General features: G+C 40.6%; 17 protein-coding genes. 10 read left to right on the plus strand and 7 right to left on the minus strand.

Translation table 11 applies throughout. From position 1 onward, the window contains the following. Positions 1 to 20: 20 nt before the first annotated feature. The 3 genes from aspT to yccS form a co-directional block, all read right to left on the minus strand. Positions 21 to 1706, minus strand: coding sequence for an aspartate-alanine antiporter (aspT, locus tag EXE30_RS09595; RefSeq protein ID WP_130162186.1), 1686 nt, complete (start codon positions 1704 to 1706; stop codon positions 21 to 23). 387 nt (positions 1707 to 2093) lie between these two features. Then, complete coding sequence (locus tag EXE30_RS09600; RefSeq protein WP_130162187.1) at positions 2094 to 2678, minus strand: YcxB family protein; 585 nt, start codon at positions 2676 to 2678, stop codon at positions 2094 to 2096. Positions 2679 to 2803: 125 nt separating this feature from the next. Further along, positions 2804 to 4978: a YccS family putative transporter gene (gene yccS, locus EXE30_RS09605; RefSeq protein ID WP_130162291.1), complete on the minus strand. Its 2175-nt coding sequence runs from the start codon at positions 4976 to 4978 to the stop codon at positions 2804 to 2806. A gap of 108 nt (positions 4979 to 5086) precedes the next feature. Here yccS and EXE30_RS09610 point away from each other — a divergent pair, with 108 nt between their 5' ends. Further along, the gene (locus EXE30_RS09610; RefSeq protein WP_130162188.1) at positions 5087 to 6301 is read left to right on the plus strand and encodes a multidrug effflux MFS transporter; all 1215 of its coding nucleotides are present in this window, start codon (positions 5087 to 5089) and stop codon (positions 6299 to 6301) included. Positions 6302 to 6322: 21 nt separating this feature from the next. Here EXE30_RS09610 and EXE30_RS09615 read toward each other — a convergent pair whose 3' ends face one another. Then, positions 6323 to 7030: a nitroreductase gene (locus tag EXE30_RS09615; RefSeq protein ID WP_004669395.1), complete on the minus strand. Its 708-nt coding sequence runs from the start codon at positions 7028 to 7030 to the stop codon at positions 6323 to 6325. 424 nt (positions 7031 to 7454) lie between these two features. Between EXE30_RS09615 and EXE30_RS09620 the strand changes: the two genes are divergently transcribed. The 5 genes from EXE30_RS09620 (at position 7455) to sbmA (ending at position 14283) form a co-directional block, all read left to right on the plus strand. Next, complete coding sequence (locus tag EXE30_RS09620; protein WP_130162189.1) at positions 7455 to 8798, plus strand: DcaP family trimeric outer membrane transporter; 1344 nt, start codon at positions 7455 to 7457, stop codon at positions 8796 to 8798. A gap of 180 nt (positions 8799 to 8978) precedes the next feature. Next, positions 8979 to 10214 carry a sodium/glutamate symporter gene (gene gltS / locus EXE30_RS09625; RefSeq protein WP_130162190.1) on the plus strand — a complete coding sequence of 412 codons (1236 nt, stop codon included), beginning with the start codon at positions 8979 to 8981 and terminating at the stop codon, positions 10212 to 10214. 96 nt (positions 10215 to 10310) lie between these two features. Beyond that, positions 10311 to 11786: an alanine/glycine:cation symporter family protein gene (locus EXE30_RS09630; protein ID WP_130162191.1), complete on the plus strand. Its 1476-nt coding sequence runs from the start codon at positions 10311 to 10313 to the stop codon at positions 11784 to 11786. 140 nt (positions 11787 to 11926) lie between these two features. After that, positions 11927 to 12901 (plus strand): patatin-like phospholipase family protein, encoded by a 975-nt coding sequence (locus EXE30_RS09635; protein WP_213072746.1) that lies wholly within the window; start codon positions 11927 to 11929, stop codon positions 12899 to 12901. Positions 12902 to 13086: 185 nt separating this feature from the next. Then, positions 13087 to 14283 (plus strand): peptide antibiotic transporter SbmA, encoded by a 1197-nt coding sequence (sbmA, locus tag EXE30_RS09640; RefSeq protein WP_130162192.1) that lies wholly within the window; start codon positions 13087 to 13089, stop codon positions 14281 to 14283. 59 nt (positions 14284 to 14342) lie between these two features. Here the strand turns inward: sbmA and EXE30_RS09645 are convergent, their stop codons facing one another. Together EXE30_RS09645 and EXE30_RS09650 are read right to left on the minus strand one after the other, a co-directional pair. Continuing rightward, on the minus strand, positions 14343 to 14858 hold the full coding sequence (locus EXE30_RS09645) for a chromate transporter (protein ID WP_130162193.1): 516 nt from the start codon (positions 14856 to 14858) through the stop codon (positions 14343 to 14345). After that, on the minus strand, positions 14855 to 15427 hold the full coding sequence (locus EXE30_RS09650) for a chromate transporter (protein ID WP_130162194.1): 573 nt from the start codon (positions 15425 to 15427) through the stop codon (positions 14855 to 14857). Before EXE30_RS09650 ends, EXE30_RS09645 begins: the two co-directional genes overlap by 4 nt. Positions 15428 to 15527: 100 nt before the next feature. Between EXE30_RS09650 and EXE30_RS09655 the strand changes: the two genes are divergently transcribed. The 4 genes from EXE30_RS09655 (at position 15528) to EXE30_RS09670 (ending at position 19055) form a co-directional block, all read left to right on the plus strand. Next, positions 15528 to 16430 (plus strand): LysR family transcriptional regulator, encoded by a 903-nt coding sequence (locus EXE30_RS09655; protein ID WP_130162195.1) that lies wholly within the window; start codon positions 15528 to 15530, stop codon positions 16428 to 16430. Positions 16431 to 16510: 80 nt separating this feature from the next. Beyond that, entirely contained in the window at positions 16511 to 17581 is a 1071-nt protein-coding gene (locus EXE30_RS09660) for a DUF1176 domain-containing protein (protein WP_130162196.1), read from the plus strand. A 36-nt stretch (positions 17582 to 17617) separates the two neighbouring features. Beyond that, the gene (locus tag EXE30_RS09665; protein WP_130162197.1) at positions 17618 to 18388 is read left to right on the plus strand and encodes a hypothetical protein; all 771 of its coding nucleotides are present in this window, start codon (positions 17618 to 17620) and stop codon (positions 18386 to 18388) included. A gap of 151 nt (positions 18389 to 18539) precedes the next feature. Beyond that, positions 18540 to 19055: a hypothetical protein gene (locus tag EXE30_RS09670; protein ID WP_130162198.1), complete on the plus strand. Its 516-nt coding sequence runs from the start codon at positions 18540 to 18542 to the stop codon at positions 19053 to 19055. A gap of 53 nt (positions 19056 to 19108) precedes the next feature. On the opposite strand, the gene EXE30_RS09675 is transcribed toward EXE30_RS09670, so the two are convergent. Next, positions 19109 to 19576, minus strand: a complete 468-nt coding sequence (locus EXE30_RS09675) for a hypothetical protein (protein ID WP_130162199.1) — start codon at positions 19574 to 19576, stop codon at positions 19109 to 19111. Between the last annotated feature and the right edge of the window lie 70 nt (positions 19577 to 19646).

Raw genomic sequence — 19646 nt, forward strand, 5'->3', positions numbered from 1 at the left:
TCTTTAGTGTTTTGAAATTTTTAAGCTAAGCCAACAATTAATGGTCCGAGTAAAGTAAGAAAAACATTCGCCAAAGCATAGGTAATCGCAAAGGGTACAGTCGGAATAGAGTTGCCCGCTTTGTCTAAGACACCACCAAATGCTGGGTTGGCACTACGTGCGCCCGAAATAGCCCCCGCCATGACGGCAACATTGGTATATCGGAGTACATAGCGAGCGAAAAACATAGATAAAATGAGGGGAACTAAGGTCACAACCACGCCTATCAAAAATAGAGAAAGTCCACTCTCTTTGATGGTTTGTATTGCTTGTAAACCAGATTGTAATCCGACAGCAGCGACAAAGCCTGCTAGACCTAAATCTTTTAGCAGCTGTGATGCTGCAGCAGGCATATTGCCATGGACTTGATGGCGGCTTCTGAGCCAACCAAAGATTAAACCTGAAAGTAAAGCACCACCACCAGCACCTAGAGTCAGTGGGACACCACCAACATGCACCACAATTAATCCAATTAATAAACCCACGACTAAACCTGCACCATGGAAAATCCAATCAGTTTTCAAGCTTTCAGGTAGAGCTTGACCACCTTCTTTTATGAATCGTTTGATGTCACTTTCTGTACCATAGACCGTAATTCGATCACCGCGTTGCAGTACTGTTTCATCACTCAGTTGTTGCCGCTCAGTGTTGCGTTGAACACCTAAAACATATATTCCATGTTTTAGGTCTGCAGGTGTATTGGTTTTAATATCACCAAGTGTTCGGTTGATATATTTGGTATTGGTCAGGATCACATCTGTGGTATCCATGATCATTTCCATCCCTTGAGAGGACTGCATCTCAGTACCAATATTGCTTGCAATCTGTATAACCGCAGGACGTCTTCCGACCACAAGCACAATATCATCCTGTAGTAATACCGTATCGGGATGGATATCAATCAGTTGGTTTTTACGTTTTAAACGTTCAATCGTAGCACTGGCTACGTCACTTTCTAGCTCAGAAATTTTCTTTCCATTTGCTTGTTCAACTTTAAAAATACGTCCCACGATTTCAGGCATCGCTAGCTCTTGTCCTGGTGCTAACTCAAACGCACCTTTTAATTTTTCAGACTGAGCTTTCAGGGCATCATCACGGATATTTTTGCCCATAAATCTAGGGAGAATATTGACACAGACAATAATTGCGCCTAATGAGCCGAATATATAGGTAACGGCATAGCCGATCGCAACATTGGCTTGTAGTCTTTGTATTTCTTCAAATGGTAAGTCCAAACGAGATAGAGCATCACCAGCGGTTCCAATAATGGCGGATTGGGTCATGCCGCCAGCAGCTAGTCCAGCCGCTAAACCTTTATCTAAATGGAATAACTTGGCCATAATCAAAACAGTGATTAAACCAGTCACCGCCATAAACACAGCCAATAGAATTTCTTTAATCGACTCAGGACCTAAAGATTTAAAAAACTGTGGTCCGCTCTCAAAACCAACTGCATAGATAAACAGAGCAAACAAAACGGCTTTTACACCATTGTCGATGGGAATACCTAATAGACTGAGTAGCACTGCTACCAATAATGAACCTGCAACGCCCCCAAACTGGAATTTGCCAAATTGTAATTGCCCAATCCAAAAACCGATTGCGAGAGACAGAAAGAGTAGAATTTCAGGACTGTGGCTTAACTGATTTTGTATTATCTCTATCATTGCTATAACCTATCTATTATTGAATATGTTGTATATTTATGAGAAATAACGAATTAAATTTAATTTCTTTTTAATGTGATTGATAACATACTATTGATATAAAGATTTGACAATCTACTGTTATAACTAGATATTTTCTTGACTCTTTTGCTTGGTTTATCGGTGCTTTGTGGTTAAGGTGATGTATTTATTATTGAATATAAAAAAGCTTGAATAATGATAGATTCTTTGTCTTGGAATAAACGGTGAGAAGGGTACAAAATTCATTACATTTATTTTCTTATTGTTACAATGCAGTGGGTGATGAATTAATTCCTTAAATGATGAATGAAAATAAAAAAAGCTAATCTGTGAGATTAGCTTTTTTTAATGAAGCGGAATATTAAATTATATTGGTTTTGCCGCACCAACAGTTTCATTCAAGTGTTTACGGATTGTTTTGAATGCAAAGTTCTTAGAGTCCATACGTTTTGGCAGGATATAAGCACCTTGTTGTTGTTCGCCTTTTGGTGTTTTCACTTTGAAATTTACAAGAATAAAGTCTGGTGAGTTATACCACTCGTAAATATCTTTCCAACCAATTGTAGCCGTACCTTCTTGCAGGCCTACTTTTTGACGCATCACGATACCGTGAGGCTGTACACCTAAACGAATTCCTTTAATATCTTGGACAGGGAACTCTTTCATTTTACGTTTTACGTACCACTCAAGACCAAATCTTTTAATGATATAGAAAAGCGCAACTCCGATAATCACAACCCAACAAATCACAGTTGAGTAGGTGGAATAATATTTGATGAGTCCTGCTGCAACTAAAGAAAGCACTACAAGTGCGATCATGATGATCCATGCTTTGCGGCTGAACTTGTTGGTACTGCGCCAAATCATAAGTTGAGCTTGACGTTGTTCAACTTCAGAAACTTCGTAAGGAACAGGTTGTAGCGTATAAGCGTATAAATTTTTGGCGGTCATAGTTTAAAAATTGAGTCTTGAACTGAGTTAAGTTTAGCATTAATTGGAGAGTGTTGACACGACATAAACGCTCTCAATCAAAGATATATGGGCGTAATAGGCGATTAGTATTGCCTTACATTTTGTTAAAGTGAAGCAAACTCAGTGCCGTCTTCATTAGGCTCGTGCCGTAGACTTTGTTTAAGCATGCTTAAACGCGTCAATATACTGAACATGAGCGAGAGTTGTTGCAAAATAATTAATGACTTTGGATCATTCTCTTCATCACGACTTAAGCGCTGTCGGATGTTTTGCAGCATATTTTGTGCTGATAAATCAGGCACTTCATCTCTGAGTAGCGCACCTTGAATATCATCGAGAGCTTGATCAAGCAGCGTTAAAATCTCTTGATCTTGAATTTGTTCACGGTGTGCGCCCAACGCGGCGATATAGCTCAAAAAGGTATGGCTGAGGCATAAAAACTCAAAAGCCTGATTTTTGTGTGTGCTATCAATATTTGGTTCTGTGGCGAGCGTAGAAATCAATGAGGCGACTTCTGCATCGGTATTGTGTGCAGTACGTCGAACCACACGATAGTTCAATGCGTTATTGCGACCTTGATGATATTGTTGAACTACTTCGGCTAGATATTTACATTGTGCTTGTAGCGAACGTTGAATCGAGCGAGGTAATCTACGAAACTTCCAATCTGGCCAAATGAAGCTGACCCCAAACCACGCCAAGGCACAACCAATAATGGTATCAATCAAGCGTGGCAGTCCTGCGGCAAATGCAGAGCCATCTAAGTTAAAGTTGATTAACGCCAGAATCGTAATGAACGCGGTAGCTTGGGCATACTGTTTACTTCGCAGCTCGAAAAATAAGATCCCGCTGAGTATGAGCATGACCAACTGACCTTCGATTGAAGGAATAAAATAGATGATTGCTAGACCAACAATAATCCCCACCAATGTTCCCACAATCCGCAAATATAAACGTCGTTTAGTGGCATTAAAGTTGGGTTGGCAGACAAATAGGGCGGTCATCAGAATCCAATAACCATATTCAATGTTGGTGAGTTGAATAAATAGATAACCAATAAAGAGCACAATCGATAAGCGTACAGCATGCCGGAACAAAACAGATTCAGGGCTTAGATGCTGTTTTACACGCACGACCATGTCATTTATCCCTTTAAGGTCATCATCTTTGAGTTGGTTTTCGAGTTGTTGGGTATTGTCTAATTGAAGATTTCGTTCTGTCTCTAGATTTTGTAATTGTGCATCAATCGATTTTAGATTTTGATAAAGCGCAAATAAGGCATTAATCCGTACCTGATCATAAATGCCATCTTCACGCATTTTTTCTAAGGATAGTCTTAAATTTTCAAAGCTATGTTTAAAGCGTTTGTTATGTACATAACGTGTGCGGCTTAAAATAGATTGTGCCAAGTCCTGACAAGCTTTACCTTGGATCGACAAAATCCGTTGGAAACGGAACAAGATATCGCTGTGTTGGAAAACTTTTGCCAGTTTTTGATAATCAATGTGGGCGGAGTCTGCACGTTCGTGAATATCTTGAACCACAAAATAATACTGTAGACTGCGCCGCGTATCTTTTTGCCCTCGGTCACCTTTGAGCCGAGTCAGTAATGCCACGCGTAAATTATTAAAAATCGCAATCAGTTTGCTATTTTCCATCGACAAATCAATCATGCTTTGCTGATAACTTGAAGGCGTCATATCGACATCAAACAAATTTGATTTGGCATATAAGAAACTTCCTAATGCGCTATATGAGGCTGAGAGCTGATCTTGTAGTTGTCGAACTGGAAATAACAGAAAACTAATTGTTGAAATGAGACCATACCACGCCGCGCCAGCCACTAATAAAGCGGGCTGTAGATACCATTGCTCAAATAGATGCACTCCTAACATGGTGTATACGGAAATAACCAAACATCCGTAAGCAATCGTGGCATAACGACGACCGAGCGAACCCAACAGAATCCAGCCAATGCATGAGGCAATGAGCCCAATGGCAAAAACCACTGGATAGGGGAATAATAATTGAACCGAGGCAGCGGTGATAAAGAAACCGATATAGGTATAAATCAGGTTCATGATACGAACGGAAAAGCGATCATCAATGTCACTAATTCCCGCCGCAACCACACCTAAAGTCAATGGAATCGTAGCGAGTTGGTAACCCATCAAATAAGGAACAAATGCTGTTCCCGTAAAAGCGATTAACATACGCACGTTATACATAAACGTGGTGTTATAGGTTGCTTGTTTTAAACGTTTGAACCAAGGATTCAAGAGCTGTCCTTTTTGTATTGTGCCGTCGATTTTATTCTTCATATTATGCACAAATTAAAGCGAGGATGCTAAGCTTACAATCTCATTAAACATGAAAAGTACAGCATTATGCAGGCGGAGCAATCTCACAAGCGTCAGTATTCCACAGCATGGATTTTGTTACTTGCCCTATTAACGGCATTGGGCCCACTTTCGATCGACATGTATTTACCCGCATTGCCGCAAATGGCAGACGAGTTCGGGGTCAGTACACAAATGATGGCCAACAGTTTGCCAGCATATTTCTTGGGGCTTGCAATCGGTCAACTTTTTTATGGACCGATCAGCGATCGTATTGGGCGTAAAACACCGTTATATTTTGGGCTGGCTTTATATGCGATTGCCAGTTTGGCCTGTGTTTTTGTCACCAATGAATGGGCCTTGATAGCTGCGCGTATTTTTCAAGCTTTAGGTGGTTGCGTGGGTGTGGTGATTGCTAGAGCAGCGATTCGAGATCGTTTGGATGTCGCAGGTTCTGCACAGGCTTTTTCTAGCATGATGATTGTGATGGGGCTGGCACCGATTTTGTCACCTATCTTTGGTGCTTGGATTTTAATTTTCTTTCCTTGGCAGGTTATTTTTGTCTGCTTAGCCATCATTGGTGTGATCTGTTGGTTGTGCGTGCACTTTTTCTTTATAGAATCGTTGCCTGTGGAGCGTCGTTTAAAACTATCGTTTTATCAAGTCACCACGCTCTATGCTGCAATTTTAAAAGATGAAAGTTTTAGAGTGCCGATGTTGGCAGGTTGTCTAACAGGCGCTGCATTATTTTGTTATATCAGCTCAGCTTCTGCTGTTTTTATGGGCCAATATGGACTGTCTCAGCAGCAATTTTCTTACGCATTTGCACTGAATGCGGCGGGCATTATGTTGATGTCGTCATTGAATAAGCATTTGAATACGCGAATGGGTATTTTTCCACGCTTACGTTTAGGTGGTTCTATTCAATGCTTTGGTGCTTTGGTTGTGGTGAGTGCAGGCTTGATGGTAAATGCACCTTTGTGGTTTTTAATGATTGGCTTGTTCTTAGTGGTATCAGGTATTGGTTTAACAGGCCCAAATGCGATGGCGCTAGCAATGTCTCAGCAAGGTGCGCGAGCGGGGACTGCGAGCGCAATCATGGGCAGTACCCAGTTTGCATTTGGTTTACTCGGTGGCGTGATTCTCAATTTCTTGATTTGGAAAGCATCTCTTAATATGGGCTTGATGATGTTGATGTTTACCAGTGTCGGTTTATTCACAATTTTTAAGGTCGGGAAACAGCAAAACAGTATCTCCGTTTAGAGATACTGTTGAAATTTTGGATTATTCATCTACGAATACAGTGAAGTTTTCTACGGGTTCACGCGGTGTAATAAAAGTATTCACGATATGGTCTGGGTCGGCATAGCCCAATGCGACGGCACAGACCAAATCTTCATCTTCAGGTGCGCCAAGCACTTCTAAAACGATGGGGTGAAAATGGTTCCAAGCCGCTTGTGGACATGTATCTAATCCACGTGCTTTTGCTGCAATCATGACATTTTGGATCATCATGGAAATATCCATTTTTGCACCGATGCCCATGATTTTATTTACAGTAAAGTATAAAGCGACAGGTGCATCAAATAATTGAAAGTTCCGTAATTGTTGTGCAGCCATTCGGTCTTTTTCACCTTTTTGAATGCCAAGTAAGCCATACAGTCCCCAGCCATTTTCACGCCGACGATCAATAAAGGGTGAAATCCACGTTTCAGGATAGTAAGCAAAAGTCTCTTGATAGTGTTGTGCCAGCTCTGGTTTTTGAAAAAGCTCAACTTGCGCCGTACAAACACGGTCAATCATTTCCGCTCGTTTTTTCCCTGTGACCACATAGACTTTCCATGGTTGTGTGTTTGTACCAGATGGGGCACGACTGGCTACAGCGAGAATGTCTTTAATGGTTTGGGTATCAACAGGGGTGTCCAAAAATGCACGTACTGAATGACGTGATGTAATGGCGTCATCAACGTAGCGGACTTGATCCATGTTCATAAAATTTCCTCATGTTTCTTTGATCTTTCTCATATGATGAGACTATAAAGCAATCATGACCTTTTGCGGATGATTTTTAAACCACCAATCAGGATTTGTTTGAAAAATAATCGACTGTATTTGGGGTGGTGAAAATAGAATCAGCTTTTTTCTGTTTTATTTCTTTTTGTGAAAAAGAAATTTATTTATAACACAATGAAATAGAAATAATATTTAGAGATATATCTTCAAAGTATTTTTATTCTTCCCATAAAAAAATACACACAATATTCTAAATTTATGCATAATACGCCCTTTTTAAAAATTGATTAGGCTTTCCTTGCTGATAAAGGTGAGGGGGATTTTCCAGGTTAAGTGTATTAAATTTACCCAATTTTATACTTATGGAAAATGTTGAAATATACACCAGACAAAGGAGCTTCTTATGAGTTTAACTCTCATCCGCAAGCCGTTCGCAATGCAAGGTTTGGCAATGATCATTGCAGCCTTGATGATGAACAATGCACACGCAAGCAGCGAGCAAGAACAGATTCAACAGCTTCGCGCTGAAGTAACTGAGTTAAGGGCTTTATTAGAACTATACCTGCCCCAAATAAAACAACAAAATGATGCCCCCAAAGCTATAGAAATGTCGTCGGCTACAGTGGTAGCAAATAATGATAATGCCAATACCGTAACAACAGAGGCGAACCAGAAACCTCCTTTAAGCTTCAATACCGCTTCCGGAGCTCAAGTTCAACTTTATGGTTTCTTACGTGGTGATGCTTCTTATCAGGCTAAAGGTGGAGAAGGCATTTTCAACCGCATTAACAAAGTTGATTTAGAGGGTGCTGAAAAAAATAAGGATCGCTTCTATAGTACAGCTACCGTGACTCGACTGGGTCTTGATTTTAAAGCACCCATTGAAGATGCCGAGGTCGGTGCTAAGTTAGAAGTCGATTTTCGTGGTGGTAGTAGTAATGATACGATACGCATTCGGCATGCTTATTTGACTTATAACGACTGGTTATTTGGTCAAACCACTTCAACGTTTTTGGCAACTGATGTACAGCCAGAAATGTTAGATTTTAACTCACCATTGGGTATAGGAACCTTCCGTACCCCGATGGTACGCTACAGCGGTAAATTGGATTCAGATATAAGTTATGCCATTGCTTTGGAAAAAAGCAATGATGATAATCGAGTACCCGCATTCACTTCTAAACTGAAATATGACTTTGCAGAAGGTAAAGGTACCAGCTCAGCACGTGTTTTATTGACTGAAGCACGCAGCAAGGCCGCTTTTGACAAAGATCATAAACAAATCAGTGCCAATGATTCAGACTTGGGTTGGGGTGTTGCTGTTGGTGCAAAATACAAACTTACTGATGCTTTACAGGCAATGATTGACTATTCACATGTCAAAGGTGACAGCAAGTTTTTGCTGTACAGCAACAATGCCTTTAATGTAAATCCAAATAATTTGGATATACATCTCAATGAGTTTGATGCATTTACAGCGGGTGCTAGCTATCAAATTACGCCGAAACTGCGTAGTACTTTAGCTTATGGCGCAATGTTTGCAGATGATAGCAATGACTTTGCTAAACAGGCTGTGACAGATGCAACACAAAACAAAACTTTGCAACAAGGTTGGTGGAACGTCATGTATTCACCAGTAACACCAATTACGTTTGGTCTAGAGTATATCTATGGTGAACGTAAGACCTTTGATGGACAAAAAGGTAAGGATAGCCGTGTAGGAGCGATGGCGCGCTATAACTTCTAACCTATCCTGCGGTGTAATCATCCGTGAAAATGAGTTGATTTGATAGGCGTAGGGTTCTTACAAAGAACTGTATGCTTTTTATTAAGTTGATTGAGTTTTCACTCATTTTGAGAGTTACTATTTCATTGTTTATTAGATGGAAAAAACGTCGAAAAACGAATGAAATAAACGGAAGAAGATATGGAATTTACTTTTAATGGTTTTTATACCTTAATTTCGGCGGTTATCGTTTTGTTATTAGGGCGTCTGCTCGTTAATAAAATTGATTTTTTAAGACGTTATAACATTCCAGAGCCAGTCGCTGGTGGTTTGGTTGCAGCAGTATTGTCATTACTGGTTCATTCTTTTTTAGGATACAGTATTATTTTTAGTAGCCAATTACAGACCAGCTTTATGTTGATCTTCTTTGCTTCGATTGGTTTAAGTGCCAACTTTATGAAGTTAAAAGAAGGCGGTATTGGACTGGTGTTGTTCTTAGGCTGTATTGCTGCCTATATCGTCGTTCAAAATGCCGTGGGTATGAGCTTGGCTTCATTGCTCGGTGTTGATCCTTTGATTGGCTTAATTGCAGGTTCTGTGACCTTGACAGGCGGACATGGTACCGCAGGTGCTTGGGGTGAAATCCTAGAAACTCAATATGGTATTCAAGGCGCATTGACCTTAGGTATGGCAAGTGCGACTTTCGGTTTGATTATCGGTGGGGTCATCGGTGGTCCGTTAGCCAAGCTATTGATCAACCGTCATAGTTTGGCACGTGCTAAAACACCAGCTCAAATCCAAGATCGTGATACCCATCCAGATCCGCACCCTGATGATTTAGCGCCATTTGAAAATCCACATCAAGTTCGTTTGATTACTGCAGACAACGCGATTACGACGTTGGGTATGTTTGCGGCTTGTCTTGCATTTGCAGAATTTATGACAGGGTATAGCAAAGGCACATGGTTTGAGTTGCCAACGTTCGTATGGGCGCTTGGTGGCGGTGTGATCTTACGTAATATATTAGAAAGTGTGTTGAAGGTCGATATCTTTGATCGTGCAATCGATGTATTTGGTAATGCATCGCTTTCTTTATATTTAGCAATGGCACTGTTATCACTGAAACTGTGGCAATTGGCAGATTTGGCTGGTCCATTGGTTATCATTTTAACCGCGCAAACATTGGTTATGGCATTGTATGCTGCATTTATCACCTTCCGCGTCATGGGTAAAAACTATGATGCTGCGGTATTGGCAGCGGGTCATTGTGGCTTCGGTATGGGGGCAACACCAACCGCTGTTGCAAACATGCAGGCCATTACCAATATGTATGGACCGTCACATAAAGCATTCTTAATTGTTCCTTTGTGTGGTGCGTTCTTTGTTGATTTAATTAACGCAACAGTGATTCAAGTTATCTTGAAATTCTTTGCCTAAGTCGAATTAAAAAGCCCCTTGTGGGGCTTTTTTGATTTATCCATTGTTAATCGGCTATGTCCATTGATACATAGCATCTGCAAAAGCGAATAAGTGATGAATGAAAAATTAAATGCCACGCTGATGTCGTGGGTACAATTCTTGAATGATCCACTTTGGAATTTCTTGGTTATTTTACTGGTTGCTGTTGGACTGTTTTACACCCTAATTACAGGGGCAGTTCAGTTACGGTTATTCTTGCAAAGTATCCGCGTGATGAAAGGAAGCCGTAAAGAATGCAAAGATGATCATGGAATTACCCCTTTTCAGGCTTTTGTAACTGGACTCGCCAGTCGTGTTGGTGTGGGTAATATTGCAGGTGTTGCGATTGCGATTGCGATTGGTGGACCGGGTGCTGTTTTTTGGATGTGGTTAACTGCCTTTTTGGGGATGAGTTCAGCATTTGTTGAGTCATCATTGGCCCAGCTGTTCAAAGTCCGAGATCATCAAAACAAGCAATTCCGTGGTGGCCCCGCTTACTATATTACTCAGGGTTTAAAGCAAAAATGGCTCGGGGTGGTGTTTGCACTTTCACTTATTCTCGCTTATGGCTTTGTCTTCAATGCTGTTCAAGCAAATGCAATTATTGGTGCGACTTCCCACGCTTGGGGATGGGATAAAGCCAATGTTATCTTGGGTTTAGGTGGCCTTGATTTAGAGGTTTCTTGGCTCGGGATCGTGCTGGTGATCATGACTGCGTTGGTGATTTTTGGTGGTATTAAGCGTATTGCGAAGGTTGCAGAAAAGATTGTGCCTTTCATGGCACTTTTATACATCGGGGTTGCTTTGTACATCGCGATGATTAATTTCCCAATGCTACCTGAAATTTTTAAATTGATTTTCACCAAAGCATTCGAGTTTGAAGCAGCGGCAGGTGGTTTCTTTGGTGCCATGATCTCTATGGCGATGATGTTGGGAATTAAACGTGGTTTGTTCTCAAACGAAGCAGGTATGGGTTCTGCACCAAATGCAGCAGCTGCATCTGATGTGAAGCATCCTGTAAACCAAGGTTTGGTGCAAATGCTCGGTGTATTTGTTGATACCTTTGTGGTCTGCTCGTGTACAGCTATTATTATTATGGTTTCAGGTTTGTACCATGAAGCTGGTTTTGAAGGTGTGACTTTAACTCAAAAAGCATTAGAAAGTCAGATCGGTGCTTGGGGTGGTGGTTTCCTTGCTGTTTTACTTTTCTTGTTTGCCTTCTCATCAATTATTGGTAACTATGCTTATGCTGAAAGTAACGTCAGATTCATTAATAACAATGCAAAACTGATGTTTATTTTCCGTGTCATGGTCTTAATGATGGTCTATTTTGGCGCAATCACCAGTGTACCGTTAGTTTGGTCAATGGCAGATTTGTCGATGGGCTTGATGGCAACCATTAACTTAATTGCGATTCTATTATTGACGCCAATCTTCTTGATATTATTGAAAGATTATACTGCTCAACTTAAAAAAGGCGTTAAAGAGCCTGAGTTTAAAATTAATAATTATCCTGAGTTGAAGAAAAAAGTCGATTCAGATATTTGGTAATGTTTTAAGCTCAAATAGCCCCTTACGAGGGGCTTTTTTATGAGGTTTTGCTGAAAAAATACAAAAAAATGCTACATCTTTTTTTAAATGCAGTCGTTAGAATCCGACCAGAAATTAAATAAATATGGCAAATGTCGCGTATGAAACAGCTTGTGTTTTGGATACTTGGACTTTCAGTCATGGTTTTAACGGGCTGTCAAACCACCAAACATCTATCTCCAATTGTTGACGATGCTCAGGCGCATGTGGTTAGTCAACCTTTCGCTCAGATCAAAAAGCAAAAACGCCCCGTTATTGCATTAGTGCTGGGGAGTGGCGGTGCGCGTGGCTATGCGCATATTGGTGTGATTGAAGTTCTAGAACAGCAGGGTATTCGTCCCGATTTTATCGTGGGCACAAGTGCTGGGAGTATTGTTGGTTCAATCTATGCCAGTGGAAAAAGTGCAGCTGAATTGCGTGATATTGCTTTAAAGTTGAAAGCCAATGATGTACGCGATGTCAGTGTTAGCCTGAAGGGTTTTTTTGATGGGAAAAAGGTCGAAGATTATGTCAATGAGCAAGTGCATAATACCCCGCTTCAAAAACTTAAGATTCCAATGTATGTGGTTGCAACAGAATTAAAAGAAGGCAGTAAGACGGTCTTTAATTACGGCAATACAGGTCAAGCAGTACGAGCGTCAGCTTCGATTCCAAGTATGTTTGTCCCGATCAAAATTGGTCAAAGTGAATATGTCGATGGGGGGCTAGTCAGTCCAGTGCCTGTACAGGTTGCACGTGATTTGGGTGCCGATGTGGTGATTGCCGTTGATATTTTGGCACAACCTGTTCATACCGAAACCACTAATGTTTGGGGGCTATTCAATCAAAACATTAATATTATGCAAGGGCGTTTGGCGGAAGAAGAACTTAAATATGCGGATATCGTGATTCAGCCTGATCTCCGTGAAAAGGTGCATATCTTTGATGTCAAAGGTCGTGAAATGACCATGCAGGCAGGCGCGGACGCTGCCAAAGAAAAGCTCTCAGATATTCAGCTAGCGATTCAAACCAAGATGCGTCCTAGTTCTAAAACTCAGCAAAACCTCACTTTAAAGTTGAATGACTTAGCGCCATAACTTTGATTGTTTTTAGCAAAGGATTGCTTTTATATAAACAAATTAAAAATGTCTTACAAAATGCTATGAAAAGTTTGAAAAAACAGGTAAATAACTACATTAGCAATCCATCAGACTAATTTAAGTTTGAGGTTATAGCATACAACCATCCGTCTATTGCAGTACCACAAGGATCGTTCAGTACGATGTTTAAATCTTTTTTCCCAAATCCACGTTATTTTTTTGCTTCATTGTTATTGTGGGTCATCATTAACATGTTGTTATGGTATTCAGGTGGAAAAGACTGGGGGACATATCTTGGGTTTTCAGAGGGATACCATGAGGCAGCCTTACCCATTGATGTAAGTCGTTTTTGGTCTCCAACATTTCTATGGTTCTACCTTTGGTTTTTTGCGGCAACAGCATTATTTGCGATTTTTTGGCGATTTTTCTCCGACAATAAATGGCAACGTTGGTCAGTCTGGGGTTCAGCATTTATTCTGTTTAATATCTGGTTTGGGGTACAAGTCAGTGTCGTGATTAATGCGTGGTATAACCCATTTTATAATCTCATCCAAACCATGCTTTCTAGTGGCGGTGGCGATGTACAAGATCTCTATTCTGGTGTCATGACTTTCCTATACATAGCGATGGTCTATGTGACTTTTGCCGTGTTTAATTTGTTCTTTGTCAGCCATTATGTTTTTCGTTGGCGTACAGCCATGAATGATTTTTATACGTCACATTGGGAGCGATTAAGACATATTGAGGGAGCTTCACAGCGTATTCAAGAAGATACGATGCGTTTTGCGAAGACGACTGAAACACTTGGGGTCAACCTCGTCGAAGCACTTTTAACCTTGATTGCTTTTTTACCCATCTTGGTACAATTATCGGTACATGTAAAAGAACTACCCATTGTGGGAGAAATTCCACATGCACTTATGATTGCTGCAATTGGTTGGGCAGTGTTGGGTACAGTTGTATTGATGGTTGTTGGTTATAAGTTGCCGGGTTTAGAGTTTAATAATCAAAAAGTAGAAGCGGCCTTCCGTAAAGAATTAGTTTATGGGGAAGATCAGCATGATCGGGCACAACCACAAACACTTAAACAGCTTTTTTCCAAAGTACGTCAAAATTATTTCCGTTTATATTTCCATTATGCCTACTTTAATTTAGTGCGTATTTGGTATTTGCAGTTAGATAATATTTATGGACTCTTTATTTTATTTCCATCGATTGCTGCAGGTGCTATTACCTTAGGATTGATGATGCAAATCTTAAATGTCTTTAATCAGGTACGTAGTTCATTCCAATATCTGATTAGTTCATGGCCAACGATTATTGAGTTAATGTCGATTCATAAACGTCTCAGGGCATTTGAGTCTACATTAGAGAAATAAAGAGTAAGCCATATTGTGAAGACCTGTATTGATGAAATGCAGGTCTTTTTTATGAGTATTTATAGGAAGCAAACACCCACTCCTGCGCCAAATATCATGACCCATAATGGATGTATTCTCTTAAATAAGCCCAGTATTGCGGTCAAAATTACAATCAAAACCAGCAGTATATTTTGAGCAGAAGCATCGGCGATTAGCCACGCACTGACCAAAACCAAGCCGACTGTGATGGGTTTAAGTGCTTTTTCAAAACGTGCACGTAAAGGGTGATGTTTGAATCGTTGCCAAAACTTGAGTGCATAAATGGTAATAATAGATGATGGTCCAAACTTAGCGATGGATGTCACGATAAGTCCTGCTGGCCCTGCAACATGCCACCCGACTAATGGAACGACCATCATATTAGGTCCAGGAGCCGCCTGTGCCATCGCAAACAATGAACTAAACTGTTCGGCTGTCATCCATTGATGTACCGTGACAACTTGATGCTGCATTTCTGGTAAAATCGCATTTCCTCCACCAAAAGCAATCAGTGACAATTGTGTGAATACGATTGCAAGCGTGAGCAATATCATGATTTTTTCACTCCCAACACCAACATATTTATCGCCAGTAAAATAACCAAGATCAGCAGCAACGGCAGCTTGAACCACAACATAAAGATAAAGGTCAGCAAAATCGTGACAATGGTTAAACGTTTTTTAAAAATAGGCTTCAACATTTTTATGCCTGTTGCAAAAAGTAAGCCTGCAGCGGCGGCAGCTAAACCTTGGATCAGATGTTTAACGCTAGACAAATGTTGAAAATGCACATAGGTTTGATAGATCAGTAACACAATGATGGTTGGAGCAGAGATCAAGCCAAGTACAGAGCTGACTGCACCTTTAATACCTTGAAACTCCATGCCGATCGCCACGGCCATATTGATAATATTGCCACCGGGTAGTACCTGACAAATTCCCAGAAGATCTGTGAATTTAGCCTCATCTAACCATTTTTGTTCTTCTACGATGACGCGATATGCCAATGGCAGAACCCCACCAAAGCCGATCAATCCCAACTTCATAAATCCCATAAACAGCGCCTTGCTATCTGGCGTTGTAGATGATGATTCATTTGCGATTGAAAGGGCTGGAGCCTTCATTGGGACGGTTTCCTGATTGACTTTACTGGTAATAGGATGGTGGAATAGTAGTATATTTACAAATGCTTTATTTTTCATTATCTATACTTTTAAGGTATGTATGATCGATATTCATAAACTCAAAGCTTTTATTGCAGTTGTTGAGGAAAGCAATATTTCCAAGGCAGCTGTTCGCTTGCATATACAACAACCGCCACTGACGCGTCTGATTAAAAGTCTAGAGAAAGATTTAGATACCGTGTTGTTAAAACGATTGCCGCGTGGTGTAGAAGTGACAGAGGCAGGCAAGGCCTTATATCAAGAGGCATTGACGATTTTGGATCATGCGGAGTCCATTCCCCGAAGAGTGCGTAATATTGCGCAAGGAAAGGAAGGTCAGATTAATATTGGATTTACTCACTCTATTGGTTTGCACCCTTTTTTACCCGCTTTGTTGCGTCAATATCGAGAGCAATTTTCTGCTGTTGCCATTCACTTAGAAGAGGACAGTAGTAGTGCTTTGGTGGATGCCGTAATCAATGAAAAATTAGATATTGCCTTCCTGCGGAAACCAGCACCGATACATGCCGATTTGCACAGTTTGTATGTCTTAGATGAACCTTTAATGGTGGCTTTGCCGAGCAACCATCCTTTGGTCGAGCAGCAAGGAGCAATTCATTTACCTGACTTAGAAGCTTATGAGTTCGTGTTATATCGCCGTCTAGGCGGGCAAGATTTGTTTGATAATATTTTGGCAAATTGCTATCAGGCAGGATTTAGTCCAAATATTGTCCAAGAGGCGCCACGTTTAACCTCAAGTCTTAATTTGATTGCGGCAGGGATTGGGCTCTCGATCGTACCAGCCTCTATTCAAGAGTTTTGGAACAAGCAGATTGTCTATCGTCCTTTAGAAGCGGATCAACCATGTATTGCACCCATTTATGCAATTTACCGAACGAAAGAAAAAAGCGTGCGAGCTAATCACTTTCTGAGGTTATTAAATACGAGTAGGTTAAGTGCTTAGGCATCTGCTTCGATTGTAATTAGAAAAAGCGTTAAACTGCTGTTGAGATGAATAATAAATAAACCAAATAGAGAAAAGCCATGAAAAATTTGCTGTCAGGTTGTTGTTTAGTTGCGATGAGCTCCGTTGCTGTTGCTCAAGAGATAAAAGGAATTGCTTTTTTCCATCAAAACTGGGAAATGTATTGCAGTAATACAGGTACTTGTCGTGCGGCTGGCTATCAAGCGGATGCGGCTGGAGATAATCCAGCTTCATTACTTTTGACACGCCAAGCAGGAGCGAAGCAAGCGGTGACAGCCAAGTTTGCTTTAGCGCTATATGAGGAACAAAGCATTCCAGCCAATAAACTGAAAAATATTCGATTCTATCTCAATGGAAAAGACTTGGGACAGGTGACGGTGGATGGCAATGAATCGCTCTTAATGGGAAAACTCTCTGCATCGCAAGTCACGGCTTTATTGCAACAGGCGCAACAAAAAACAGAAATTGTATTTAAAAATGCGTCTTTCCAATGGCAAATCTCGGACGCTGGTATGACGGCGACTTTATTGAAAATGGATGATTTTCAGAAGCGTGTCGGAACAGTAGGTGCATTGGTAAAAAAAGGCAAGGGCGATGAATCTAAGGTCTTAAAGGCTCAGCCTAAACGTGTGATCAAGCGGGTCAATACAGCGACTGAGCCTTATTTGACCTTACAATCAAGTAACAAGCAGTACCCATCTATTTATCAGCGTTTAATGGCAGCACAACCGACTCCAAAAGAGGAGGGTTTCTGTGAAGGGACTTATGATTATGCTCGTGATGGTGCGCAATCTCAGCCGATCCAACTCTATAAGTTAAGCAATCATAAAGTGTTAGCGATGAGCTTATGCTGGCGTGCTGCTTATAACGAAGGTTATGGTGCGTGGGTGATGGATGAGTCATTAAAGGGTAAAGCTACTTTTGTGACTGAACATGCTTCTGATTTTGGTGCTGGCGTGATTGGTAGTGCGCAAAAAGGTCGAGGAATTGGTGATTGTTGGTCAAGTTCGGAGTGGGTTTGGGATGGTCAAAAGTTTGTTCAAAGTAGAGATATGTGGACGGGAATGTGTAAAGGTTTAGCTGCTGGTGGTGTGTGGGAGTTGGATTTGATCGAAGCGGTTGTGAAATGATGTTTTTATCACATCAAAATAATTTAGGGAAAAACGATGCCGAATAATAAAGTCAATTTACATGGCATTATCTTGGCAGGAGCATTGACTTGCTTTAGCTCGCCTATTTTTGCCGCACCATTACAGACTCTTGAATTTAAAAAAGGGCAACTCAGCCAAACTGAACAGACAAAACTATGTGAGCAAGTGCAAAACCTATGTCAGCAGCGTGAGCAATGGCGTAGCTTAAAAACTGCTGATCAAAACCTATGGTTATTGTCAGGTGACACTGTTGCTCAATTTCGTCAATCAACCATAGGACTAGAATTAGCAAAGCAGTGGCGAATTGAATTTTCAAATGAAGAGGAAGGTGTGTCAGTTGGACAGTTTATTTTTCCCAAACTGTTTCCAATCGATCAAAACCGTTATGCGATTGCAATGATTGATGTCTTTTCAGAGATGTATTCAGGTGGTGGAGCAAAGATAGAACGTGCTGACTTTTATGAATTAAAGGACTCAGGTAGCACACATCGTTTTATTAAAAATTATCCTTTTAGTTTTAATCGTATGATTCGGGCTTGTTTCTCAGAACAGGATTATGAAACTTCAAAGGGTAATTGTCATGATGTAGATCGTTTAAGTCTAGATATTCGTCCGATTAAGCCGATGTTATGGCAATTTCGTTATCGTTACAGTTTAGATGTGTCACCTGCATCTGATTCAGGTGAAAACTCTTTTAAAGGCAGTCGTAACCTGAATATTGATTTGAATAGAGCGCCGAAGCAACCGAATCTCCCTGTAACTTGGAACTTTACAGGGCAGGGCTAAGTGACGAGTGTAAAACATAAAATAATGATGATTGGTTATTACATTTTGTCAAAATTTTAATGGCGTGGACTTACGCAATTTACAGCGTCATAACAGATGATCTAGATCGGGCATGGTACAAAGAGACAGATTGCAATTTGGAACTGTGCTTATGTCTCGTATTTATATTTTTCCCCGTCGTAAATTTTCTCATTTGAGTCGTTCTGTATTGATGGCTGCGGCTGTGTTAGGCACAACTCAAGTGGCAATGGCAGGACCTACAGTTGATCAACTGAGTGATTGTTTAGTTAAAGCGACTACGGCAGCCGATAAAACCACGGTATTGCAATGGACGTATAGTGCTTTAGCGGCACATCCTGATTTAAAAACGTTTAGTAACGTCACGCCTGAGCAGAAAACTCAGCTTGATCAAAAGTTGGCACAAGTTTTACAGCGTGTGATCGTGGAGCAGTGTTCGGCTCAGACCAAAGCAGTGATTCAGGCAGAGGGCATTCAAGCGGTTGGGGAGGCTTTTCAGCAATTGGGTCAGAGTGCGGGTGAGGATATTGTCAAAGACCCAGCGGTAAGACAGCAGTTGCAAGGCACGTTGCGTTATATTGATTTAAATAAATTGGTCACGACTTTTTTAACGCCTGATATTTGGAATAAGTTGGGTGTGGTGCGTTAAGAAATTACTTAAAATCCCTCGTTCATGAGGGATTTATTTTATTGCATCTTCATTTATCGTAATGAACATGCTTTACCTTCATATTCATAACGTTGAACCTTATATTCTTGACCATCCCAACGGAATACCGCAAAGCAAAAACCAGAACCACCATTTTCAATATCTGGCCAGCCATCTTTTCCTTTGGTTTTCAAAAAGGTGGGGATGCCCGGATTACTAAATAACTGCTTCCATTTACCATTTTTTTGCTGTGAAACAATATAGTAACCGACACCAGTTCTGCCATAACACATGCTGCTATTATCTTGAATAACGGCATCTTTACGACCGTCACCATTTAAATCTTTATAAATGATAATTTCACCAGTATCACAATTACCTTCCCAGCCATATTTGGTTCTTTTGAAATCTGCAGCTTTAAAAATAGCTTGAGCATCTGCTTTAGGGACTTTAGGCTGTTGTGCAAAATTAGGTGTGCTGATTAGAAGTAAAGAGGCGCTAAGTAATAATTTATTTTTCATAAGTTTTACGATCATGTTGGTTGAATTTAAAATTTATTGTTTGGATGTTTTATCGTATTAAAATTATAAA

The organism is Acinetobacter halotolerans, assembly GCF_004208515.1.
In the GTDB taxonomy this organism is placed as follows: Bacteria; Pseudomonadota; Gammaproteobacteria; order Pseudomonadales; family Moraxellaceae; genus Acinetobacter; species Acinetobacter halotolerans.